This window comes from Sphingosinicella sp. SM1-17, assembly GCF_056821765.1.
Genome location: NZ_JBPDIO010000001.1, coordinates 1,444,909 through 1,466,688 on the forward strand (window position 1 = coordinate 1,444,909; position 21,780 = coordinate 1,466,688).

The following is a 21,780-nucleotide window of genomic DNA, read 5'->3' on the forward strand; positions in this document are numbered from 1 at the left end:
CTCCGGAGCCGGCGGACGGCAAATTCAGGTGGACGGTTCATCGGCGGGATCGGCCCGGACCCGGTCGGCGCGACGGGCGGCGGTGAGAAGCAGGTAAAGTCCGCCCGCGATCATCGGCAAGGAAAGGGTTTGGCCCATGCTGAGCCCCCAGGACAGGTTCTCCAGTCCGGGATCGGGCTGGCGCACCAGTTCGACCAGGAAGCGGCTGATCCCATAGACGAGGATGAAGGTCCCGACGAGCTTTCCCGGCTGGTAGCGTGCGCGCGTTCTCCAGAACATGTAGGCGAGGATGAGAAAGAGGACGACGCCTTCGAGGATCGCTTCGTAAAGCTGGCTCGGGTGACGCGGAACCTCGCCGCCAGTCGGAAAGATCACCGCCCAGGGCAGATCGCTTTCCCGGCCCCAAAGCTCCGCATTCACGAAATTGGCCAGTCGGCCGAGGAAGAGGCCGAACGGGATGCAGCAGGCGACATAATCGTGGATCCGCAGCCAATCGAGCCGGTGCTTGCGTGCCATGTAGAGCAGGCCGAGGCTGACTCCGATCACGCCCCCGTGAAAGGACATTCCGCCATCCCACAGCTGGATGATCTCCCCGGGATTTTCGACATAATAATCGGGTCGATAGAAGAGCACATAGCCCAGGCGTCCACCGAGGATGATCCCGACCGTCGCGAAGAAGACCATGTCGTCGGCGTGACGCCGCGCCATCGGCGCTCCGGGCTGGGCGAGCAGCTTCAACAGATACCACCAGCCGATGACGATTCCCGCCAGATAGGCGAGGCTGTACCAGCGGAGCTGGAAGAAGCCGAGGTCGAGCGCCACGGGATCGAGCCCGAGATCGGTCCAGCGGATCGCTCCCCCGGCTGCTGTCAGCGATGTCAATAAAGGCTCAATCAAGGCTTCCCCCTGCGCGCTCGCGCCTTCATAGTAGGGGGCAGATAAAAGGCAAAGCAGGAGAGAAACGCGCATGCCGAGCGAGCTCGACCGCAGATATGACGCGGTGCTGGCGGTAGTCACCGGGGAGGGCGGCCGGATTCAGATCGGCCGCAACGAGCAGGGGCTGGCGATCGTCACCAACCTGCCGCCCACTCTGCCCGGCCTGTTCGACATCTTCTGCATGCTGCACGGGGCCACCGAGGCGGTGGTCGCGGACGGCGAGCGACTGACTTTTGCCGAGCTCAACGCCGAAGCCACCCGGCTGGCTCGAGCGCTTGTTGGCCGCGGTATCGCCAAGGGCGATCGGGTCGCCATCGCGATGCGCAATTCGCCGGCCTGGATCGTTTCATGGATGGCGGTGCTCAAGGCGGGCGGGATCGCGACTCTGATCAACGGCTGGTGGCAGCCCGACGAAATGCGCCACGCGCTCGGCCTCGCCGAGCCCCGGCTGATCATCGCCGACGGTCCGAGGGCGAAACGGCTCGAGGCCGGCAGTTGTCCATTCGAGCATGTCGCGCTGCCGATCGAAAAGCCGATCGCCGAAGCCATCGCCCCGCTGCTCGGCGGCGAAGATGGCGAACTTCCCCAGGTCAACCCGGACGACGACGCCACGATCCTCTTCACTTCAGGTTCGACCGGGCTCGCCAAGGGCGCGGTGTCGACCCACCGGGCGGTGACGACGGGCGTCTATTCCTACACGATCGGCCTGGCGACCCTGCTGGGAATCAAGGAGAGCATGGGCGAGCCGCCGGTCAATCCGCCCAAAACCCTCGTCAACGTGCCGCTGTTTCACGTCACCGGCGAAGTTCCGGTGCTGCTCAACAGCTTCGTCATCGGCCGAACGATGGTGCTGATGCCGAAATGGGACGCGGGCGAAGCCCTTCGGCTGATCGAGCAGGAGAAGGTCACCTATTTCGTAGGCGTTCCGACGATGAGCCTCGAACTGATGCAGCATCCGGACCGCGACAAATATGATCTGTCCTCGCTCACCGACATCGCCGCCGGCGGCGCTCCGCGCCCCGTCGCCCACGTGAAGCGGCTGGAACAGAGCTTCAAGGGCGCCCAGCCGGCGCTCGGCTACGGCCTGACCGAAACCAATGCCGTCGGCTGCGGCAATTTCTGGTCCAACTACCATGACAAGCCGGCTTCGACGGGCAGGCCCCACAAGCCGCTGGTGGAGCTCGCAATCCTGGGCGAGGGGGGCGAGCATCTCGGCCCGAACGAGCGCGGCGAGATTGCCATCCGCTCGGCCGCCAACATCCGCGGCTATTGGCGTGACGAGGCGGCAACGCGCGCGGCCTTCACCGCCGACGGCTATTTCCGGACCGGCGACATCGGCTATCTCGACGAAGACGACTATCTCTTCATCGTCGACCGCAAGAAGGACATCATCATCCGCGGCGGCGAGAATATCAGCGCGGCCGAAGTCGAGGCGGCCATCTACGCCCACCCCGCCGTGTCCGAAGCCTCGGTGTTCGGCGTTCCCGACGATCGGCTTGGCGAAGTTCCGGCGGCGGTCGTCTACAGCGAAAAAGGCGGAATCGACGAGGAGGCGTTGCGCGCCTTTCTCTCGGAGAGCATCGCCCCGTTCAAGGTGCCGGCCTTTATCTGGATCCGGAACGAACCCTTGCCCAAGCTGGGAACCGGCAAGATCGACAAGATCGAACTTCGCGATCATTACCGCCGGCTTGCGATCGAGGCGGCTTGAGGAAACCGATCGCGAAACCGGTCATTATGTCGTCAGCAAGGAGGCGAGCGATGCGAAGGATCCTGATTGCGGCGGTAGCGACGCTGGGCCTGGCCGGGTGTGGCGACGCTGATGCGCCGTCCGGCACCAGCCAGCAAAATGCCGCCGACACGACGGGGGAGGTGCAGAACCGGCTTGAGGAAATGCCGGAAGGGCAGCGCAACGCGGTCTTCATCCGAGCGATTCGGGATTCGGGCGAGCCGTGCCAGCATGTCGAAAGCTCGTCGCGCTCCGGCGAGCATCAGGGTCATCCTGTCTGGACAGCGACCTGCACCGAAGGCGGGACCTATACGATCGTGGTGACTCAAGGCGGCTCCGCCCAGGTCCTGAACGCGGCCGAGCGGCAGCTGATGGAGTCGAACCAGGCTGGAAACCCGGTGCCACAGGGCCAGTGAGGATGCGATTGCGAACCGGGCTCACCCTGGGCCTGGTGGCTCTGCTCGCTGCCGCTTGCGAGGACGGACGCCCGTCGCAGGAGACGAGGCGGATCAGGGTCGCCAATCCCCACCACGAGGCTCTTCTGAAACTCTCGCCCCCCTATCAGCGGCTCGGCCTGATGCGGGCGATCCGCGACAATGGCCGGCGCTGCCGACGGGTCGAAGGGGCGGCCCATCAGCAGGAGCATGAGGGGCTGGAAATGTGGGTCGCGCTTTGCGACGACGGCCGTCACTGGGGCATCTTCATCGGCCCGAACGGCGACACCCAGGTTCGCGACTGCGCGCAGATGCAGCAGCTGAACCTTCCCCAATGCCGGCCGGTCGAGGTTCCGCCGCGCGAGTCGCAGCCCTTCTAGGCGGTTTGGTTCCGGTCGAACTCGAACCCGGCCCGATCGTGAGGGCCGGGTCGGCACAGGCGCGCCTCTCCCCGCGGGCTATTGAGGCGCCGGCGCCGCGCGGTTCCGGGATGCCGTGCGCAGCCCGTCAACGGTGAAGATCGCCAGGGCCGTCCAGATCGCGCCGAAGCAGATGATGTGGGCGGTCGTCAGGGGTTCCCCGAAGGCGAGAACGGCCAGCAGGAACTGAAGCGACGGGGCAATATATTGAAGGAAGCCCAGCATCGAATAAGGCAGGCGCCGGGCCGCTGCGGTGAAGAGAAGTAGCGGGATGGCGGTGACGGCGCCGCCAAGCACCAGCAGGGCATCGGTCGACATTCCAAGGCTGGCGAAATGCCCGGTGCCGCTTTCCTGCAGCCAGAGCACCCATCCCAGCGCAATCGGCGCCAGGATCGCCGTCTCGATCGACAGTCCCTCCAGCGAGTCGACCGGCGCGACCTTCCTCAGGAAACCGTATAAACCGAAACTGGCGGCCAGCGTCAGGCTGACCCACAGCCCTGAGCCCGCCCCGGCGGCGAGCACGGCAACGCCGGCCCCGGCGAGCAGGGCTGCGGCGATCTGGGCGCGGCTGAGCCGCTCCTTCAGCAGGACCACCCCCAGCAGGACATTGACCAGAGGGTTCAGATAGTAGCCGAGACTGCCTTCGAGAACATGTCCGCTGACCACGGCATAGATGTAGGTCAGCCAATTGACGGCGATCAGGAGCGAGGTGATCACCAGCGTCATCACGACCCGGCCGGCGCCGAGTGCGGCGCGAATGGCCGGCCAGCGCCGCCAGAGCGTGACCAGAGCGCCCAGGAAGATGAGCGACCAGAGGATCCGATGGGCGACGATTTCGGTCGCGGGAACGTGCGCCAGCGCCTTGAAATAAAGCGGCATGACGCCCCAGAGCAGATAGGCGCCGAGGCCGAACAGGAGCCCGGCGCGCCGCTGGCTGTGATCGTCGGCCATAAGCGGCGCCTAGTGAGGGCGTGACCCGACGGCAAGACGGCTGTTGTGTTACATGACTAATACAGCTAGGTTCTGAGGCGAAGGAGGATCCACGATGACGAAGAAGGTCTCCGCTCTCGCCGCCGTGGCGCTGCTTGCCGCCTGCGAAGCCCGGTTCGGGAATGACGCCGCCCCCGTCGATGCGAACGCCACCGCGCAAGGGCGCGCCGAGGAGGGCCGGCTGACGGTCGAGGCGCCGGGGTTCAACCTTTCGGTCAACATTCCCGAAGGCTTTCGCAATGGCGCCAATTTCGACGAGGATAGCGGTCTGGTCTATCCTGGGGCGACCTTCAGCGGGATGCATGTCCAGGGGCAGCCGGAGGGCGGAGCTCGGCAGGACGAAGTGGAGCTGCGTTTCGTCACCGGCGACCCTGTCGCCCAGGTCGTCGCCTGGTATCGGGATCCGGCGCGGGGCCAGGAGGTGCAGATCGATTCGACGCAGCAACGCGGAGAAAACTTTGTCATCTCCGGCGCGGGCCGGAAGGGCGAGCGTTTCACGATCAACATTGCGCCGCGTCAGGGTGGCGGCTCCGAGGCTCGGCTGGTGCTTTCCGACACGCGTTGATAGCTTCAAGCAGAACGCCGCGCGATCCTAGGTGACAGGATGTCGAGTCTCGTCCCACTCCTGAACTTTCTTGCTGCGGCAGCGTCTGCGCCCGCGACTGCAGGCGGAGACCTGCCACCATGCAGCGAAGCTGCGGGTTCGGTCGAGGCGCTCTGCTTTGTTGAACACGACTTTGTGCCCAGATCAGCCGCAAGCCTCATCGGCGACCGACAGCGCTTCTGGTGGATCCTGGGTGACCATCTAACGGTGATCGGCCGCCTCAATGACCAGGGAGAGGCGCGGCTGTGCTGCGCGATCCAAGCTCCGTTGGAGCGCATTGGCGAAACTCAGTTGGGGGCGATCACGGTTCGGGTTCCTCGGATCGACGAGGCGTTGCTTGACATCATGCTTCCCTTCGGTCCGGTGTTCGAGCTGCCGGACGTCTTCCGGGGTCCCGCAGCCCCTCGCGCGCCAGCCACAACTGAGGATCTGAGGGGCCAAATCGTTGAGACGCAGTTCTCCTCGGCATTGCTCGGTGGGCCGCGAGCATTGACCATCTATGTGCCGCCGGAGATCCCGAGTGGCCATCGGGTACCCGTCATTTACCTCGCGGATGGCGAAGTCGCGCGTGGATATGCCGCCATCCTCGAAGCCGCCCTGGGCGATGGCCAAATCGCGCCCGCGATGATCGTGGGCATCCACAGCGCGCAAGGTGTCGCAGCCCACTGCGGCCAGGATCATTGCGACCGGAGGAATCTCGAATACGTGCCTGGTTCGCCTTTCGAAGGCGGGCGGGATTTTCAGAAGCATCTGGATTTCGTTTCGGACGAACTGGTCCCGTTTGTAGAGGAGACATATCCGGCCTCGCAGCGCCGTGAAGACCGGATCGCGGCCGGCTTCTCGAGCGGTGCCGTCTGGGCTTTCGCGGCAGCAGCTCTTCGGCCTCGGGTGTTTGGCAATGTGCTGGCAATGTCGCCTGGCGGCGGCTCTACCGCTTATCTCGCCTCGCGACTCACAGATGCGCGAATCTATGCGGGCGCGGGTCTGTTTGAGCCCCGCTTTCTTCGAGCGACGCGGCAGCGCGTAGAGCTGGCGAGGAATGCGGGCGCCGAAGTGCGTTCGAGAGAGATTGTTTCCGGACACAGCAGCGTCATGTGGGATGTCTTGTTCAAGGAGGGGATAATGTGGCTCCTGGGACCGGGACGCGCGCAAAGCGCGGTAAGATAGGCCGGGGTAGCCTTGGTTCCATGTTCTTCTGAACAGCTCTTCTGTGGAAGCTCGCTCGGTTTGCCGCTGGACACCACAGACAGGCGGTCGGCGGAGGAGATCGTCTCCGCCCAATGAGCGATGATGATGGGCGTGATATGAGCGATGAAATGGCGGTATCCACTTCTGCTACCATGATGACGGCATCGGAGTGCGAAGTACCTTGGTCCATGGCGGGAAGGCGTGGCGATCGATAAATGGCGGGAGCAAGGAGCAAACGCTGCTTCAGCCCACCCGAAGAGCAGGTGGCGCAACGTCTGGCCGATCCGGAGGAAGTGCGCGCTCATCTCGTGGCCGCGGCCAAGGCGGGGCTGGCGCTGACCTATTCGGAGCTGCTCGAACAGCTTGGCTATGCCTTCTCCCGTCCGAAGATGCGGCAACTTTGTGCCGTTCTCGGGGAGGTCGACCGCGACTCGGAGGCGCTCGGGCAACCGGAGCTGGCGGTCCTTGTCGTTCGTCAGAGCGACGGCCTTCCGGGCCAGGGCTGGTGGGTCGGCGGAGGTGGTCGCAGGCGCGGCTATGAAGGGCCCCGGGAAGGGCCGGAGGCGCAGCGGTTCATCGCCGGCGTGCAAGCCGAGACTTTCGCCTGGTGGCAGTCGCGCAAGGGCGAGGCGACGCCAGGCGTGCGGCGTTAACCATATTCGCTCACCTGATTCTGCGAAAAATCCGGCAAGGGACGGGCATGGATCATGCTGTTCCTCCAGGTCACGCCTTGCTCGCGGCCGCGGCGCTGGCGCTCACGGCGTGCAGCAGCGCCGTCGGGAACGACATCGCGGCCCTCGAAGGGGAGGGGCTCGACCCGGCCCTGACGAGTGCGCTGGAGGATCCGATCCTCGTCGATGCGGACCTCGTTCAGCAGGCGCATCCCAACACGATCAGACCACCGGAGATGCCGGTTCAGGCGCAATATCCGCTGGGGACCGGACTTTCGGCGGCGGCCGAACCGGAATGCGGCTCGCTCGAACGACAGCGGCAGTGGCCTGGTGGGATGCCGGCCGGCTTTTCCTCATATCCCGGGGCAAACCTGATCGAATCCGCCGGTCCCGCTGCATCGGCCGGTCCCGCTGCATCGGCCGGTCCCGCTGCATCGGATTGTCCGGTTCGGATCGTCTCGTTCGAAACCGGCGATCCGCCCGAGCATGTGCTCGACCATTACCGAGCCGCCGCGGCGCGCGCCGGCTTCTCCGCCGAATATCGAACCCGTGGCGCCGACCACCTGCTCGCTGGGAAGAATGGTGGTGGCAATGCCGCTTTCCTCCTCGTCGTCAGTCCCGTCGAGAGCGGGTCGAGCGTCGCGCTGGCGGTTCGACCGGACGGTGCCTGAATCGAGGGGGAGCGCTTGGAGCGCTCCCCTTCTCCCGGCTCAATAATCGAGGCCGTACCAGCTGTTCACGCGCCGCCCATAGTCGCGGTTGAAGCGCGGCTCGTCATTGCGGTCGAAGCTCGGCGCCCGTTCGAGATCATGGTCGCTCATGTCGATATGGTAGCCGCCTTCCCGCGTATCGTAGTTCAGAATTCGCCACGGCAGCGGGTAATAACGCTGGCCGAGGCCGAGAAAGCCGCCGTAGCGCATTACGGCATATTCGACCTGGCCCGAATATTTGTCGACCATGAAGTTGTAGATCGTGCCGAGCCGTTCGCCGCGGCGTCCATAGACCGGCGTTCCCTCGACCTTGTTCGAGGCGATCAGGCGGCTGGTCTCGTCGATCGGAAGGCCGGCATGATAATCGTCATAGCCATAGTCCCGGTCTCGGCCCCAGCGGTCGCCGTCCCAATCGTCGCGTCCCCAGCCCGAGCGGCGGCTGCTCCGTCCCATGGATCCGGATCCTTCGCGGCCGCGCTCATCGAGCCGGAATCGCCCGCGCCCGAGCTCGCCGCGTTCGCGGCTGCGCTCGCGGCCGGAAGCGAAGAAGCCGCCGCGGCGGTCGTCACGTTCGTCGTCAGGGTGAAAACGCTCGCGGCGATCGCGAACATCGCTGCCATATCGGCCATGATCGGACATCACTTTCTCCTCTCGATTTCAGGTGCGCGAGCGGCTGGCCGGCAAGCCGAGCCTCGCTGGATCGCGTCAGGAACGGGAACGTGAAGCGCTCCGGCTGCCCGAGCTGCCGGTGCTCGACTCGGCCGCCGAGCCGGTCCCGCCCGACGAGGTCGTCGCTCCGGCGCTTTCCATTCCCAGGGAATCGCTCGTGGCGCCGGCGGTGCCTTGGTTTCGAACGCTATCGCCGCTCGAGCCGGTTGACCGGCCGGCATTGTCCCGGGTGGCGCCGCTGCTGCTTGCGGTCGTGTCCGTGCCGCTGCCGCTTTGGGTCAGCCGGCTGGTCCGCCAGCTGTTGAAGTCCTGCTCGAAGCGGTCCTGGCACTCCAGGCAGAATTCCTCATATTCCCGGTCGAGCTGGGCGATCTGCTGATCTCGCCACCGCAGATAATTCTCGTCCCAGTGCGATCGCCCGCCGCTGAACCTGTTGCGGCTCCGGTCGGGTTCGCCCCAGGACGATCCGCCACGGCCATATTCCTGGAGATCACCGCCGGAGCGACCGAAGTCGGCACCTCCCGGACTGCCAGCGCCGTAGCGGCTGCGGCTGGTGGTTCCTCCGCCGCTCCAGCCGCGTCCTTCATCGTTCGAGCCGGCTCGGCCCCCATTGTCGCGGCTTCCGAAGGAGCCGCTTTCGCCGCGCCGCATATCCTGTTCGCGCCGACGCTCGGCATCCTCATCCCCGAACCAGGAGCGGACCTCGTCGCCGGCTCGTTCGAGGAAGCCGCGCTCATCCTCCGGCCCTTGCCAGCTGCGCCCACGAGGCTCTTCGCGCTCCCAGCCGCTTTCGCTTCGCTCGCCGCCCCAGCCCCGGCTTCGGTCGCGCCCGAACTGACGGTCAGGGCTGCCGGACCAGCGCCCGGAGCCGCGGCTCCAGCGATCGTTGTCCTCGTCGGAAAAGATGGAGCTGTCGCGGCCGCGCCATGAATCGCGGCTGCGGCCATAATCGCCATAGCGATCGTCTGCCATTTGAAAGTCTCCTCGATATCTGCCGGAACGCGCGGATCGTCCGCACCGCCTCAACGGGCGGGTGCCTCGTGCCGTTCCGGCCCGGCCCGCCGTTCCGTGCCCGAATCGAGCCGGTCAGGGGCCGACATCGCCACGATGCTGCGGGCGCGGCTGCCGGTCGCGCGCGGCCAGTCCGAGCGCTTCGGCAACATCCTCGTCCCAGCCATAGGGGTCCGGCCGGAACACGATCCGATCGCCGTCCGCGAACGCGGTATGGTAAAGCAGCCGCACCGGGATCTGCTTCGGCAGGGCGACGAAAGTCTCCTCCCCTGTTGCCCTTGCCCGCTGCCACTCCTCCTCCACGCCTTCATGGCGGGCGATGAGCTGAGCAAAGCCGAGCGCGTCCTGCACCCGGACGCAGCCATGGCTGAAGTGCCTCTGATCCTCGTTGAACAGCGCCTTCGAAGGCGTGTCGTGGAGGTAGATGGCGTGATCGTTCCTCATGTCGAACTTGACGAGCCCGAGGGCGTTGGTCGGCCCGGATTTCTGGACGATCCAGCCGTCGCGCCATTCCATATTGTTGCGGGCCATGTAGCCCGATCCCTTGGGCTCGATCTCCTCTTCCTGGATCGACCGGGGAACGGTCCAGGTCGGATTGGCGACCAGCCGGAAGAGCGGCGAGCCGAGCTCGGGGGTTTCGTTGCCGGGCTGACCCACGACGACCCGGCGACGGTCGACGGCGGCGCCGTCGCGCCAGTAAGCGAGCATTGCCGCAGCGGTGTTGACGTCGATCCGGCTCTGCGGGAGCTCGCGAGCGAGCCAGCGTCGGCGCTCAAGATTGACGGCGAGGGTTCGGGCGCGTTCGAACGGCCCGTCATTGATCGCCACAAGAGTCGCCGAATCGATGATTCCGTCGGTCTCGAGTCCGTAATCCTGCTGCAGGCGGCGAACTGCCGCGACCAGTTCGGGCGAATAGCGATCGGACGGCGGCTGCTGGCTCTTCTGCTGATTTTTCCCCGGCTGCGGCGCAGCGGCCTGGGCCGGCTCTGCGGACTGAAGGTAGCCGTCTGAGCGCAGCGCGGCGGCTATTGCGGGAATTCGCGGATCGCTCGCGCCCGGCCGAACCGAATCGCCGGAGGGGATCGTCCGGCGCTGCTGGCCTGCATTGTCGCTGTAGCGCAGGTAAGCCTCCGACATCAGCCTGTATTCCGGATCCTGGGGCGCCAGGCCTTCGATCCACTCGGCAAGGTTCCCGGCCTCGATCGCCTGGGCGAGGCCCCGGGCCAGATCGGGATCGGGACGTGGGACCGTATAGACATCGAAGAGCCGGGAAGGATCGGTTCGGCCGCGCGCAAGGGCGTCGGCATAGGACAAGGCGGCGAGGGTGAGGGCGGCCTCCTTCGCCGTCGCGCCCTGTGCCTGTTCGACAGGCTGCAGGAAATGGCGCTCGTCCAATGCGTGACGCTTGGCGCCGCCGATCGCCTGTGTCAGCGCCTCCGCCAGCTGGTCCGTCCAGGCCGGTTGCCATCCCCTTGCTTCGTAGAAGCGGCGAACCCTTGGATCGGAGGCCGCTTCGCGAAGCCGGGCCGAATCGACCTGATCCGGTTGAACCGCCGCGGAACCGGCTCCGCCACCTTGACTGCCATCACAACCCCCCAGGGCGATCAACGCCGCCGCGATCAAGACTCGTGCGCGCACAAATACTCCAAACTGAACAGCTTACCGAGTGGCAACGCTCGGCGACCCCCCGGTTTCCCGAGCCCGCGACTTAAGCCTTGATTAGGCAATATCCGGCATAGGCGCCGACAGAGGGAGACTGACGGTGACCCGAGGACAATTGGCCATTCTTCCGGTGCCGGACGGCCGTCAGGCGGAGCGTCGGCTCGTCAACCTTGCGGCCCGGCTGCGGGATCCCGGCGCAACCGTGGCCGAGGTCGAAGTGCTCAACCTTTCAACTCACGGGTTCGCCGCCGAGGGCCAGTTCACCCTCGAGCCGGGAGCCTTCGTCTGGCTGAAGCTTCCCGGGCTTGAGCCGCAGAACAGCCGGGCGGTCTGGGTCGAGCAGGGCAAGGCCGGCTTCGAATTCGTTTCGCCGCTCCACCCCGCGACGATCGACCTGATCGTCGAAGCCAATCGCAAGCCCCTCCGCCGCGGCCATTTCGGACCGCGGCGCTAGGAGCCGCCCGCCCGCTGGGAATCAGTCCGCCAGCGAGCCATTGTCGATCACGAAGCGATAGCGGACGTCGCTCTTCTGCATCCGGTCATAGGCTTCCTCGATCTGCTCGATCCGGATCATCTCGATGTCGGCGACGATCCCCTTCTCGGCGCAGAAATCGAGCATCTCCTGAGTTTCGGGAATTCCGCCGATCAGCGACCCGGCAATCGACCGGCGGCCAAAGATCAAAGTGGCCACACTCGGCGAGGGATGGGCATGCTCCGGCACGCCGACCAGGCACAAGGTGCCGTCGAGCTTCAGCAGGGCCGTAAAGGCGTCGAGATCGTGGCTTGCAGCCACCGTGTCGAGGATGAAGTCGAAGCTTCCCGAATGCCTCTGCATCTCGTCGGCATGGCGCGAGACGATCACTTCGTCGGCGCCGAGATCGAGCGCATCCTGGCGCTTGCCTTCCGATGTGGTGAAGGCGACGGTGCGCGCTCCCATCGCATGGGCGAGCTTGACGCCCATATGGCCGAGCCCGCCGATGCCGACGATCCCCACCTTCATGCCCGGCCCCACCTTCCAATTGCGGAGCGGCGAATAAGTGGTGATTCCTGCGCAAAGCAGCGGGGCGACCGCCGCCAGCTGCTCTTCGGGATGGCTGATCCTGAGCACGAACCGCTCATCCACAGTGATCCGCTGCGAATAGCCGCCCAGCGTATGGCCGGGCGGATCCTGGGTCGGTGCGTTGTAGGTGCCGACGAAGCCGTTGAGGCAATATTGCTCGAGGCCTTCGGAACAGGAGGCGCAATGCTGGCAGCTGTCGACCATGCAGCCGACGCCCACCGTGTCGCCGGGCGCGAAGCCGGTCACTTCGCCGCCGACCGCAGTGACTCGGCCGACGATTTCGTGGCCGGGGACGCAGGGATAAAGCGTGCCCGCCCATTCGGACCGGACGGTGTGGAGGTCGGAATGGCAGACGCCGCAATAGGCGATCTCGATCTGCACGTCCTTCGACCCCGGCTGGCGGCGCTCGATGTGGATCGGCTCCAGCGGCTTGTCGGCGGCATGGGCTGCATAGGCTTTGGTGATCATGAGCTATCCTTCGGTTGCGGAGGCGATTGTCCAGACGGGCGTCGTGGGGCTCGGGAAGCCTGGTCGGAGCAGAGGCCGCGGACCCTCGGGTGGGGGATAGACGGGGACAGCGGCAGCAATAATGAGCTATAATCTCCATGTTGTTATGAGCAGGATTCATCAATGAACCGCCAGCACCTGGCGGACCTGTCAGCCTTCCTCCAGGTGGCCCGAGAGCGAAGCTTTACCCGGGCCGCGGCAAAGCTCGGGGTCACGCCTTCGGCCCTGAGCCACAGTCTTCGCGCCTTGGAGGAGCGGCTGGGATTGAGACTGCTCAACCGCACGACTCGAAGCGTCAGGCCAACTGAGATCGGAGAACGACTGATCTCCTCGATCGGTCCCCGGCTCGACGAGATCGAAGCCGAACTGAGCGGTCTCAGCGCGTTGCGCGACAGGCCGGCGGGAACGGTCCGGATCAGTGCCGACGAACATTCCCTCGCGTCGGTTCTTTGGCCGGCGCTCAGGCGGGTCCTGCCCGACCACCCCGATATCCATGTCGAGGTCGTCACCGACTATACCCTGACGGACATTGTCGCGGAGGGTTTCGACGCCGGCGTCCGGTTCGGAGAGATCGTCGCCAAGGACATGATCGCCGTTCCGATCGGTCCGGAGGCACGGATGCTTGCGGTCGCTTCGCCTGCTTATTTCCAGAAGCGCGGCCGGCCCGGCTCGCTGGAGGAACTGACCGGCCACGATTGCATCAATCTGAGATTGCCGACTCTGGGCGGGCTCTATGCCTGGGAATTCGTCCGCGATGGGCGCGACTTGCGCGTCAGGGTCGAGGGCCAGCTGACCTTCTCGTCGATTCTGCCGATCCTCCAGGCCGCGCTCGAGGGCTTCGGAATCGCCTATCTGCCCCAGTCCCTCATTGAACCGCACCTGGAAAACGGGGCGTTGGAGTCGGTGCTGACGCAATGGTCGCCGCCCTTTCCGGGCTATCGCCTCTATTATCCGAGCCGACGCCAGCCCACCGCCGCCTTCGCGATCATCGTCGAGGCGTTGCGCTGGAGGGGATAGGAGAAGGCCGTGCGGGACTCGTCGGCGACCGCCCGCACGACGGTGGCAAGCCTTGCATGACTTCAGCACGGAATTTCGATGGAGGGTGCCACCCGGCGCGATGGACGGTCCGGCGGCCATGTCCGCCGGACACGGCTGAACAGTGCCGAGCCCTGTTTGCCTGACCATGGTGCCGCTTGGGGGACTCGAACCCACGACCCCATCATTACGAATGATGTGCTCTACCAGCTGAGCTAAAGCGGCCCTTGGCCTGGGAAGCGCGCCCTTATCAGTGGCCATGGGCAAAGACAAGCGGGCGAGGGCCTCAGGTTTAACCATATCTCAACCACGAGGGTGCACCTTCATCCCACCAACGCGGGGTGTGACTGAAGACAATATGGACAGCTTCCGGGCCTTTGAAGACGAAGCCGCGCTGCAGCCGGTCGCGGACGAGGAAGCGGCCATGGAGCGTCCTCCGGAGATCGGCGTCGACGAGCGTCGGATGCATGTGCGCGCCTACAATTACTGGGTGTCGCTGCTCAACGGCCGCGCTTATCCCTCGATCCAGGACGTCGACCCCCACACGATCGAGGATTTCGGGCCGCACAGCGTCCTGCTCGATTTCTCGCGCAACCCGGAGGATCCGGAGATCGCCTTTCTCGGCCGGGCGCTCCGTGCCGAATGCGATCTCGACCAGGCGATCCGGCAGATCAGCGAAGTTCCGCAGCGTTCGCTGCTTTCCCGGCTGACCGATCACTTCCTTCAGATCATCGCGAATCGCGCGCCAATCGGGTTCGAGGCCGAATTCGTCGGGCAGCGGGGCTTCAACACCCTTTATCGCGGAATCCTGATGCCGCTTTCGTCCGACGGCGAAAGGATCGACTTCATCTACGGCGTCATCAACTGGAAGGAACTCGCCGATCGCGGCACCGCCGACGCGATCGTCGGCGAGGTCGACCGGGCGATCACCGCCGCCCCCGCGCCCGCCGATTGCCCCGTCTGGGCCGACGGTCCGACCGCCGATCTCCAGGTTTCCGCCCCTTCCGAGCAGGCCGAATCGGACAGCCTGACGCTCAGCCTCTGGCCGGACGAGGAAAGCGGCGTTTCCGAAGCCTGGATCCTCGCCGACGACGCGACCCTGTTCGACCGCCTGAGCATCGCCCGCGAATGTGCCGAGCGGGCGAACTCGACGGCGCAGCGAAGCCACGCCGCTCTCTATCGGGCGCTCGGCCAGGCCTATGACTTCGCGCTCGCCGCCGACTCGGAACCGCAGGCCTATGCCGAACTGCTCCAGGAGGCCGGACTGAAGGTTCAGGCGCGGGCGCCGATGACTCCGATCGTCAAGCTGATTTTCGGCGCCGGCTACGACAAGACCCGACTGACCGAATTTGCCGCTGCGCTTTCCTGGGCCAGGCGCTCGGGTCTCGGCCAGGGCGAACTATCCGAGCGACTCCTGAGCCATCCGGGAGGACTCAAGGGAGTCGTCCAGGAGGAGCGTCGGGCGCGTCGGCCGGAGCCACGCCCTGACCGGGCAGAGGAGATTCGCGACCGGCTGAGGAGCGCGCCGGCTTTCGCTCATGTCGAGGTCGAGCTCCCGCAAGGCGAGGAGGAATTCCTTCTTCTCGTCGCTCGGCGTGAAAAGGGCCGGCGCTACGCCGTCGTCGCCCCGATTGCCGATTCCCGGCTGACCGACCAGGCGATCCGAAGGAGTGCCGCCTGATCGAACCGGCCTCGACCTGAGGCTGGTCGAGCGCCTCCCACGTCGCTACACTTGTAGCAACAGGACGGGAGGACTCATGAAGTTGCCTATGCTCATGGCCGGACTGGCTTTCGTTCTGGCGATCGCACCGGCTTCGGCCGCCCAGCGGGACGCTGCGGCGGCGGCGGGCCTGCCGGATCGGCTCGAATCGACGGTGCGCGCGGCGATGGAGCGTACCGGCACCCGAGGCTTCGCCATGGCCGTGATCGAGGACGGGCAGCCGGTGCTGGTGCGAAGCTGGGGCGATCGCAACGGCGCCGGAGAACCGCTTCGGACGGACACGATCATGTACGGAGCCTCGCTGACCAAGGCGGTGTTCGCCTACACCGTCATGCAGCTGGTCGACGAAGGGGTGATCGATCTCGATCGCTCGATCGCCGACTATCTGCCTCGACCGCTTCCCGAATATTCGAGCGACGAGGACGATTACGCCCCCTGGCACCATCTGGCCGGCGACGAACGCTGGCGGCAGCTGACTCCGCGCATCCTGCTTTCGCACCGGTCCGGCTTCAGCAATTTCGCCTTCGTCGAACCTGACGGCCGGCTGCGCTTCCATTTCGATCCCGGCGCCCGCTACGCTTATTCAGGCGAAGGCCTGATCCTCCTTCAGTTCGTGCTCGAGCGCGGCCTGGGCCTGGACCTCGGCGCGGAGATGCAGCGGCGCGTGTTCGACCGCTTCGGAATGCGCAATACCAGCATGATGTGGCGGCCGGACTTCGCGAACAATCTTGCCGACGGGTGGATGGTGGACGGACGCACCGAACCGCATGACGAGCGAAGTCGCGTCCGGGCGGCCGGATCGATGGACACGACGATCGAGGATTTCGCCCGCTTCGCTGCCGGTTTCATTCGCGGCGAAGGGCTGAGTCCGCAAGCTCGCGCCGAAATGGTCCGCGAGCAGGCGCCGATCCTGACCGACTCCCAATTCCCTTCGCTTGCGCCCGAGGCCACGGTGCAGCGCTGGCCCGGCCTTGGCGCCGGACTGGGCGTGGTCACCTTCCGGGGTCCGCAGGGTGCCGGCTTCTTCAAGGGCGGCCACAATGACAGCACCGGCAACATGTGGGTCTGTCTGGAGCAAGGCCGGCGCTGCGTCCTTTTGCTGGCCAATGACGTCCGGGCAGAAGCCTTTTTCGAAGAAGTGGCGGAACTCGTCCTCGGCCCCACCGGCCTTCCCTGGGCCTGGGAATATCCGCAATTCGCCGACTGAGCAGGGCCCCTTCGCCGCCGGGCGTGCGCGTGCTAGCACCCGTCATCGGTTCGCGTACGGAGGCCAGAATGCGTTCTTTTTCCCTGATCTTCCTGCTGGTTGCGACGCCGGCTGCCGCGGCCGAGCCGGACTGGAGCCGTGCCCCGACCATCGAAGTGCGTGTCGCCAGCTTTGTCTTCCGTCCCGACACCCTCCGGCTTCGCGCCGGCGAGCCGGTTGTGCTCCGGCTGGTGAATTCCGGCGGTCGCGGTCATGATTTTTCGGCACCGCAATTCTTCGCTCTCGCGGCCGTCGAGCCGAGCGACCGCCTCCACATGCGTGCCGGCTCGGTGGAGGTGCCGAAACGGCAGGTTCGGGAAATCCGATTGGTGCCGGAGCGCGGGCGGTACCGGTTGCGCTGCACCCACGACTTTCACTCCGCGCTGGGGATGAGAGGCGAGATCCTGGTCGAATAGCCGGCACTCAGCTCAGCTTGCTCCTCGCTCGGCGGCGGGGCTATAGGCGCCGCAAATCGGGGCGCACTGCCGCCCGTCCGAACCCCGGGAGTAGATGCGATGAAAGCGGAGAGCAGGCAGGCGGGAGACACCGCTGACGAGCGCCTGCTGGACAGCCTCAGCCATGCGCTGCGTCATGGCGCCCTTCCAGGCGAGCTGGAGAATTTCAGCGACGAGGATCGTCGCGCCGCCGCCGAGTTCGTACTGTCCTGTGCCATGCGCCGCCCTCCGGGCGTCGCTTTGGTCCGGCTGGAGTCGACCAGCACCCGGCTCGGCCACCGCCGGATGCGGATCGCGATCGTCAATGACGACATGCCGTTCCTGGTCGATTCGATTGCCGGCGCGATCGCCGCCCGGGGACTGATCATCCACCGGCTGCTTCATCCGGTGGTCTGCGCGGGGCGGGACGAACAAGGCTGCCTTCAGACGATCGAGCCCCTCTGCGAGGATCTCAGCCGCCGCGAGTCGATCATGTATATCGAGGTCGATCGTGCCGAGGCCCGAATCCGAAGCGCGCTTCTCGCCGAACTTCATCGGGTCCTGGCCGATGTTCGCGCCGCCGTGACCGACTGGCGAGCGATGCAGGACCGGATGCGCTCGGATGCCGATCAGATCGAGGACGAAGAGGGGCGCGACCTGCTTCACTGGTTTGCCGACGGGGCGATGACCCTGCTTGGCTATCAGGTCGAGCGGCCCGGGGCGGCTCCCAGCGACAAGCTGGGCCTGTTCCGGCTTCCCGGCGAGCCGACGGATGAAGGCGGCTGCGAAGGCGCGATCCGCTATTTCGAACAGGGCGGCGCCGTGCCGCTGCTCGCCAAGGCCGACCGGAAATCGCCGGTCCACCGGCGGGTCCCCCTGGACCTGGTGGTCGTTCCGGTAAAGGAGAATGGACGGGTCGTCGGCGTCGGCGTGCATGTCGGGCTCTGGACCAGCGAAGCTCTGAATTCGCCCGTCGAGGAAGTGCCGGTGCTTCGGCGGCGTCTCGCCGAGCTGGAGCGGAGCTTCGGCTTCGATCCGCGCGGCCATAGCGGCAAGGCGCTCCGCCACGCGATGATGGCGCTCCCGCACGATCTGCTCATCAATATCAGCAGCGATTCGGTCGGCGATCTCGTCGCTACCTCCATGTCGCTGGCCGACCGTCCGAGGCCGACCCTCGCCCTGTTCCGATCGATTCTCCAGGGGCATCTCTTCGCCTTCGTCTGGCTGCCGCGTGACGAACTCACCACCCGTCGCCGGATCGACATCGGCGAGATGATCGGACGGGCGGCCGAGGGGCGGCAGACCAATTGGTCGGTGTCGCTCGGTGACGGCGACATGGCCCTGATCCGCTACACTTTCGCGGTCGATCCGCAGCGGCCGACGCCCGATACGGCCGCGCTCGACCGGCAATTGGACGACATGGTGCGGGGCTGGGCGCCTGCGGTCGAGGCGAGCCTTACCGAGCTTGCAGGCGTTGCCCGCGCGACCCGGCTCACCATGTCCTACGCGCATCTGTTTCCGACCGCCTACCGGTCCCGCTACCCGGCCGAGGATGCCGCTCACGACATCGTCCGGCTGGACGCGCTGGCGAGCGATCGCGAACGTTCCGTTCGGCTCTACCAGCTGCCGATCGACCCGGAGAGTCAGCTCCGACTCAAAATCTATCGTCGCGGCGGTCTCGTGCCGCTGTCGGACGTGGTGCCGGTCCTCGAAGATTTCGGATTCAAGGTTTTGAAGGAAACGCCGACGCGTCTTGAGGACGATCAGGCGAACATCCACGAATTTGCCGTTGCCACCCTGGACGGTTCACCCGCCGATCCGATCATGGCTCGAGCCTCGGTGATCGAATCCGCTGTCGCCGCCGTGCTCGAAGGCCGTTCGGAGAATGACGCGTTCAACCAGCTGATCGTGTCCACGGGGCTGGAACCGGGCGCCGTCGTCCTGTTCCGCGCCTGGTTCCGCTACCTTCGCCAGACCGGCCTTTCCTATTCGCTGATCACCGTGGTCGAAGCGCTTCGGCGTGCGCCTCAGGTGACTCGCGGACTGGTCGCCCTTTTCCAGGCGTTGCACGATCCGGCGCTGGAGGGTTCCCGCGACGAAGCCGTGAAGGGAGCGGACCGACGGATCAGGCAGGGGCTCGCCGCCGTCGCGGCGATCGACGAGGACAGGATCCTGCGGCTGATCAGGGGCGTGATCCTGGCGACCCTGCGCACCAACGCCTTCGCCCCGTCGGGTGAGGAAGCCCTCGCCTTCAAGCTCGATTCCACCCTTGTGCCCGATCTGCCGGCACCGCGGCCGTGGCGGGAAATCTGGGTCTACAGTCCCAGGCTCGAGGGGATCCACCTCCGCGGCGGTCCGATCGCCCGCGGCGGGCTTCGCTGGTCCGACCGGCGCGACGATTTCCGCACCGAGATCCTCGGCCTGATGAAAGCGCAGCTGGTCAAGAATGCGGTGATCGTGCCGACCGGAGCCAAGGGCGGCTTCTATCCCAAGCAGCTTCCGCCGGTTTCGGATCGCGACGCCTGGCTCGCCGAAGGCACCGAGGCCTACCGGATCTTCATCCGCTCGCTTCTGTCGATCACCGACAATATCGTGAACGAGAAGGTGGTTCATCCCGAAGGCGTCGTCATTCGCGATGGGGAGGATCCCTATTTCGTCGTCGCCGCCGACAAGGGGACCGCGACCTTTTCCGACGTCGCCAACGCCATCGCCGTCGAGCGGAAGTTCTGGCTGGGCGACGCTTTCGCGAGCGGCGGCAGCTACGGCTACGATCACAAGGCGATGGGAATCACCGCCCGCGGGGCGTGGGTCTCGGTTCAACGCCATTTCCGGGAGATGGGAATCGACGTCCAGACCCAGCCGATCCAGGTGGCGGGTGTCGGCGACATGTCGGGCGACGTGTTCGGCAACGGAATGCTCCTGTCCAAGGCGATCAAGCTCGTCGCCGCGTTCGACCATCGTCACATCTTCCTCGATCCGGATCCCGACCCGGCGACGAGCTGGGCGGAGCGCAAGCGGCTGTTCGAGCTGCCGCGCTCGACCTGGGAAGATTATGACAAGGCGCTCATCTCCAGGGGCGGCGGAGTCTTCCCGCGAAGCCAGAAATCGATCCCGCTCAGCCCGGAAGTTCGGTCGCTCCTGAAGATCGACGAGGAAGAGGTGGAGCCGAACGTCCTCATTTCGGCGATCCTGAAGAGCCCGGTCGATCTGCTCTGGTTCGGCGGCATCGGCACCTACATCAAGGCGCGAACGGAAAGTCATGCCGACGTTGGCGACCCGGGCAATGATTCGATCCGGATCAACGCTTTCGAACTTCGCGCCAAGGCGCTCGGCGAGGGCGCCAATCTCGCCATCACCCAGGCGGCGCGAATCGAGTTCGCCCAACATGGCGGGCGGATCAACACCGACTTCATCGACAATTCGGCCGGCGTCGACTGCTCGGACAACGAGGTCAACATCAAGATCCCGCTGAATCGCGAAATGCGCGAAGGGCGGCTCGAGTTCGAGGAGCGCAACCTCCTGCTCGCCGAGATGACCGAGGATGTTGCCTCGATCGTGCTCGAGGACAATCGACTCCAGACGCTCGCGCTTTCGATTGCCGAGCGCGGCGGTGCCCGCGCTCTGCCGCAGCTCGTCCGGGTGATCGAGATCCTCGAGGAAAGCGGCCGGCTCAACCGGAAGGTTGAAGGGCTGGAAAGCAACGAGGAGCTGCTGCGCCGCTCGCAGCAGAATAATGGTCTTACCCGGCCCGAACTGGCGGTCCTGCTTTCGACCGCCAAGATGCGGCTTCAAAGCGCCATCGAAAATGCCAGCTGGACGGACGATCCGACGCTCGAACCGGAGCTCCTCGCGGCTTTTCCGCCGCAGATGCAGGAGCGGCAGCGCGAGGCCCTGCTTCAGCACCGGCTGCGCAAGCAGATCATTGCGACCAAGATCGCGAACCGCTTCGTCAATCGCCTCGGGATCGTCGCCCCCTTCTCGCTGACGGAAGAGGAGGGGGCGTCCTTCGGCCAGGCGGTGGCGGCCTTCGTCGCCGCCGAGCGGCTGTTCGACATGGACCGGCTATGGGCGGACCTGGACCAGGCGGACGTCCCGGAACAGGTCAGGCTGGCCTTGTTCGAACAGGCGTCCGCCGGGCTTCAGCTGCACATTGCCGACCTGCTTCGCTGCACCTCGCCGGAAATGACTCCAGGTGCGCTGGTCGACCGGCTTCGGCCGGGCCTGACCAAGCTCAACGACGCGGTCGACGATCTGCTTCGGCCCGAGCCCAAGATGGAGGCGAGCGGACTTCGGGCCGAGCTCGAGTCGATGGGTGCACCGAGGGACCTGGCGGAGCGGATCGTCCGCTTGTTCGAGATGAACGGAGGGGTTGGCCTGGCCGAGCTCGGACGTACGCTGGGAATCGACGAGGTCGTGCTTACCGAGGCCTATACGTCGCTGGGCGAGGCGTTGGGGCTGGATTGGGCCCAGAATGCGGCCAATCATTTCCAGGCCCGCGACCAGTGGGAACGGCTGCTCACCGCTGGCCTTGCGCGGGATTTCGAGCAGCTCCGGCTCGATTTCCTGTCGCGACGCGAGGGCGGCGATCCCAAGGCCGCGGTCGATCAGTGGGTCGCTCAGCAGGAAGCGCGGATCGAGCAGTTCCGCCGCACCGTCGATCGGGCCCGCACCGCGTCGGTGACGACCGCACCGATGCTGGCGCAGATCGCTACCCAGGCGCGAGTGCTGCTGGCGCGCTGATACCGCCGGCATCGAGCA

19 protein-coding genes and 1 tRNA gene are annotated in these 21,780 nt (G+C 65.8%); 13 read left to right on the forward strand and 7 right to left on the reverse strand.

Annotated features, from left to right (window positions below):
* Window positions 1–24 precede the first annotated feature (24 nt).
* Window positions 25–969 (reverse strand): prolipoprotein diacylglyceryl transferase, encoded by a 945-nt coding sequence (lgt, locus tag ACRYLT_RS07270; RefSeq protein WP_482663419.1) that lies wholly within the window; start codon window positions 967–969, stop codon window positions 25–27.
* Between lgt and ACRYLT_RS07275 the strand changes: the two genes are divergently transcribed.
* The 3 genes from ACRYLT_RS07275 to ACRYLT_RS07285 are packed head-to-tail and all read left to right on the forward strand — an operon-like array spanning window position 968 to window position 3,476.
* Window positions 968–2,644 carry a class I adenylate-forming enzyme family protein gene (locus ACRYLT_RS07275; protein ID WP_482663420.1) on the forward strand — a complete coding sequence of 559 codons (1,677 nt, stop codon included), beginning with the start codon at window positions 968–970 and terminating at the stop codon, window positions 2,642–2,644. The genes lgt and ACRYLT_RS07275 overlap by 2 nt on opposite strands.
* Window positions 2,645–2,694: 50 nt before the next feature.
* Entirely contained in the window at window positions 2,695–3,078 is a 384-nt protein-coding gene (locus ACRYLT_RS07280; protein WP_482663421.1) for a membrane lipoprotein lipid attachment site-containing protein, read from the forward strand.
* A 2-nt stretch (window positions 3,079–3,080) separates the two neighbouring features.
* A complete protein-coding gene (locus tag ACRYLT_RS07285; protein WP_482663422.1) occupies window positions 3,081–3,476 on the forward strand; it encodes a hypothetical protein in 396 nt (131 codons plus the stop codon).
* Window positions 3,477–3,554: 78 nt separating this feature from the next.
* Here ACRYLT_RS07285 and rarD read toward each other — a convergent pair whose 3' ends face one another.
* Complete coding sequence (gene rarD, locus ACRYLT_RS07290; RefSeq protein ID WP_482663423.1) at window positions 3,555–4,466, reverse strand: EamA family transporter RarD; 912 nt, start codon at window positions 4,464–4,466, stop codon at window positions 3,555–3,557.
* Between the two features lie 94 nt (window positions 4,467–4,560).
* On the opposite strand from rarD, the gene ACRYLT_RS07295 reads away from it, so the two are divergent.
* The 4 genes from ACRYLT_RS07295 to ACRYLT_RS07310 all read left to right on the forward strand — a co-directional run bounded on the left by ACRYLT_RS07295 (window position 4,561) and on the right by ACRYLT_RS07310 (window position 7,639).
* Complete coding sequence (locus ACRYLT_RS07295; protein WP_482663424.1) at window positions 4,561–5,070, forward strand: hypothetical protein; 510 nt, start codon at window positions 4,561–4,563, stop codon at window positions 5,068–5,070.
* A gap of 246 nt (window positions 5,071–5,316) precedes the next feature.
* Window positions 5,317–6,276 carry an alpha/beta hydrolase gene (locus tag ACRYLT_RS07300; protein ID WP_482663425.1) on the forward strand — a complete coding sequence of 320 codons (960 nt, stop codon included), beginning with the start codon at window positions 5,317–5,319 and terminating at the stop codon, window positions 6,274–6,276.
* A 284-nt stretch (window positions 6,277–6,560) separates the two neighbouring features.
* Window positions 6,561–6,950: a ribose-phosphate pyrophosphokinase gene (locus ACRYLT_RS07305; RefSeq protein ID WP_482663426.1), complete on the forward strand. Its 390-nt coding sequence runs from the start codon at window positions 6,561–6,563 to the stop codon at window positions 6,948–6,950.
* Window positions 6,951–6,997: 47 nt separating this feature from the next.
* Window positions 6,998–7,639 (forward strand): hypothetical protein, encoded by a 642-nt coding sequence (locus tag ACRYLT_RS07310; RefSeq protein WP_482663427.1) that lies wholly within the window; start codon window positions 6,998–7,000, stop codon window positions 7,637–7,639.
* Between the two features lie 39 nt (window positions 7,640–7,678).
* Here the strand turns inward: ACRYLT_RS07310 and ACRYLT_RS07315 are convergent, their stop codons facing one another.
* The 3 genes from ACRYLT_RS07315 to ACRYLT_RS07325 all read right to left on the reverse strand — a co-directional run bounded on the left by ACRYLT_RS07315 (window position 7,679) and on the right by ACRYLT_RS07325 (window position 10,996).
* Complete coding sequence (locus ACRYLT_RS07315; RefSeq protein WP_482665418.1) at window positions 7,679–8,023, reverse strand: PRC-barrel domain-containing protein; 345 nt, start codon at window positions 8,021–8,023, stop codon at window positions 7,679–7,681.
* 360 nt (window positions 8,024–8,383) lie between these two features.
* Window positions 8,384–9,319, reverse strand: coding sequence for an SWFGD domain-containing protein (locus ACRYLT_RS07320; RefSeq protein WP_482663428.1), 936 nt, complete (start codon window positions 9,317–9,319; stop codon window positions 8,384–8,386).
* Between the two features lie 114 nt (window positions 9,320–9,433).
* Window positions 9,434–10,996, reverse strand: coding sequence for a L,D-transpeptidase family protein (locus ACRYLT_RS07325; RefSeq protein ID WP_482663429.1), 1,563 nt, complete (start codon window positions 10,994–10,996; stop codon window positions 9,434–9,436).
* Window positions 10,997–11,120: 124 nt separating this feature from the next.
* Here ACRYLT_RS07325 and ACRYLT_RS07330 point away from each other — a divergent pair, with 124 nt between their 5' ends.
* On the forward strand, window positions 11,121–11,474 hold the full coding sequence (locus ACRYLT_RS07330) for a PilZ domain-containing protein (RefSeq protein ID WP_482663430.1): 354 nt from the start codon (window positions 11,121–11,123) through the stop codon (window positions 11,472–11,474).
* A 21-nt stretch (window positions 11,475–11,495) separates the two neighbouring features.
* On the opposite strand, the gene ACRYLT_RS07335 is transcribed toward ACRYLT_RS07330, so the two are convergent.
* The gene (locus ACRYLT_RS07335; protein ID WP_482663431.1) at window positions 11,496–12,548 is read right to left on the reverse strand and encodes an NAD(P)-dependent alcohol dehydrogenase; all 1,053 of its coding nucleotides are present in this window, start codon (window positions 12,546–12,548) and stop codon (window positions 11,496–11,498) included.
* A gap of 162 nt (window positions 12,549–12,710) precedes the next feature.
* Here ACRYLT_RS07335 and ACRYLT_RS07340 point away from each other — a divergent pair, with 162 nt between their 5' ends.
* A complete protein-coding gene (locus ACRYLT_RS07340; protein WP_482663432.1) occupies window positions 12,711–13,604 on the forward strand; it encodes a LysR family transcriptional regulator in 894 nt (297 codons plus the stop codon).
* A gap of 167 nt (window positions 13,605–13,771) precedes the next feature.
* Here ACRYLT_RS07340 and ACRYLT_RS07345 read toward each other — a convergent pair.
* Window positions 13,772–13,847 (reverse strand) — tRNA-Thr (locus ACRYLT_RS07345).
* Between the two features lie 133 nt (window positions 13,848–13,980).
* On the opposite strand from ACRYLT_RS07345, the gene ACRYLT_RS07350 reads away from it, so the two are divergent.
* The 4 genes from ACRYLT_RS07350 (at window position 13,981) to ACRYLT_RS07365 (ending at window position 21,762) form a co-directional block, all read left to right on the forward strand.
* Window positions 13,981–15,303 (forward strand): PAS domain-containing protein, encoded by a 1,323-nt coding sequence (locus tag ACRYLT_RS07350; RefSeq protein WP_482663433.1) that lies wholly within the window; start codon window positions 13,981–13,983, stop codon window positions 15,301–15,303.
* 76 nt (window positions 15,304–15,379) lie between these two features.
* Window positions 15,380–16,549 carry a serine hydrolase domain-containing protein gene (locus tag ACRYLT_RS07355; RefSeq protein ID WP_482663434.1) on the forward strand — a complete coding sequence of 390 codons (1,170 nt, stop codon included), beginning with the start codon at window positions 15,380–15,382 and terminating at the stop codon, window positions 16,547–16,549.
* A 68-nt stretch (window positions 16,550–16,617) separates the two neighbouring features.
* The gene (locus ACRYLT_RS07360; protein ID WP_482663435.1) at window positions 16,618–17,004 is read left to right on the forward strand and encodes a cupredoxin domain-containing protein; all 387 of its coding nucleotides are present in this window, start codon (window positions 16,618–16,620) and stop codon (window positions 17,002–17,004) included.
* A gap of 99 nt (window positions 17,005–17,103) precedes the next feature.
* Window positions 17,104–21,762: an NAD-glutamate dehydrogenase gene (locus ACRYLT_RS07365; RefSeq protein WP_482663436.1), complete on the forward strand. Its 4,659-nt coding sequence runs from the start codon at window positions 17,104–17,106 to the stop codon at window positions 21,760–21,762.
* The last annotated feature ends 18 nt before the right edge of the window (window positions 21,763–21,780 follow it).

Bases quoted from the DNA above. Each gene is read 5' to 3' on its own strand.
- ACRYLT_RS07295 (WP_482663424.1), top strand. From the start codon at position 4,561: ATGACGAAGAAGGTCTCCGCTCTCGCCGCCGTGGCGCTGCTTGCCGCC.
- ACRYLT_RS07340 (WP_482663432.1), top strand. From the start codon at position 12,711: ATGAACCGCCAGCACCTGGCGGACCTGTCAGCCTTCCTCCAGGTGGCC.
- rarD (WP_482663423.1), bottom strand. From the start codon at position 4,466: ATGGCCGACGATCACAGCCAGCGGCGCGCCGGGCTCCTGTTCGGCCTC.
- ACRYLT_RS07355 (WP_482663434.1), top strand. From the start codon at position 15,380: ATGAAGTTGCCTATGCTCATGGCCGGACTGGCTTTCGTTCTGGCGATC.
- lgt (WP_482663419.1), bottom strand. From the start codon at position 969: ATGCGCGTTTCTCTCCTGCTTTGCCTTTTATCTGCCCCCTACTATGAA.
- ACRYLT_RS07285 (WP_482663422.1), top strand. From the start codon at position 3,081: ATGCGATTGCGAACCGGGCTCACCCTGGGCCTGGTGGCTCTGCTCGCT.
- ACRYLT_RS07320 (WP_482663428.1), bottom strand. From the start codon at position 9,319: ATGGCAGACGATCGCTATGGCGATTATGGCCGCAGCCGCGATTCATGG.
- ACRYLT_RS07360 (WP_482663435.1), top strand. From the start codon at position 16,618: ATGCGTTCTTTTTCCCTGATCTTCCTGCTGGTTGCGACGCCGGCTGCC.
- ACRYLT_RS07310 (WP_482663427.1), top strand. From the start codon at position 6,998: ATGGATCATGCTGTTCCTCCAGGTCACGCCTTGCTCGCGGCCGCGGCG.
- ACRYLT_RS07275 (WP_482663420.1), top strand. From the start codon at position 968: ATGCCGAGCGAGCTCGACCGCAGATATGACGCGGTGCTGGCGGTAGTC.
- ACRYLT_RS07335 (WP_482663431.1), bottom strand. From the start codon at position 12,548: ATGATCACCAAAGCCTATGCAGCCCATGCCGCCGACAAGCCGCTGGAG.
- ACRYLT_RS07280 (WP_482663421.1), top strand. From the start codon at position 2,695: ATGCGAAGGATCCTGATTGCGGCGGTAGCGACGCTGGGCCTGGCCGGG.
- ACRYLT_RS07350 (WP_482663433.1), top strand. From the start codon at position 13,981: ATGGACAGCTTCCGGGCCTTTGAAGACGAAGCCGCGCTGCAGCCGGTC.
- ACRYLT_RS07365 (WP_482663436.1), top strand. From the start codon at position 17,104: ATGAAAGCGGAGAGCAGGCAGGCGGGAGACACCGCTGACGAGCGCCTG.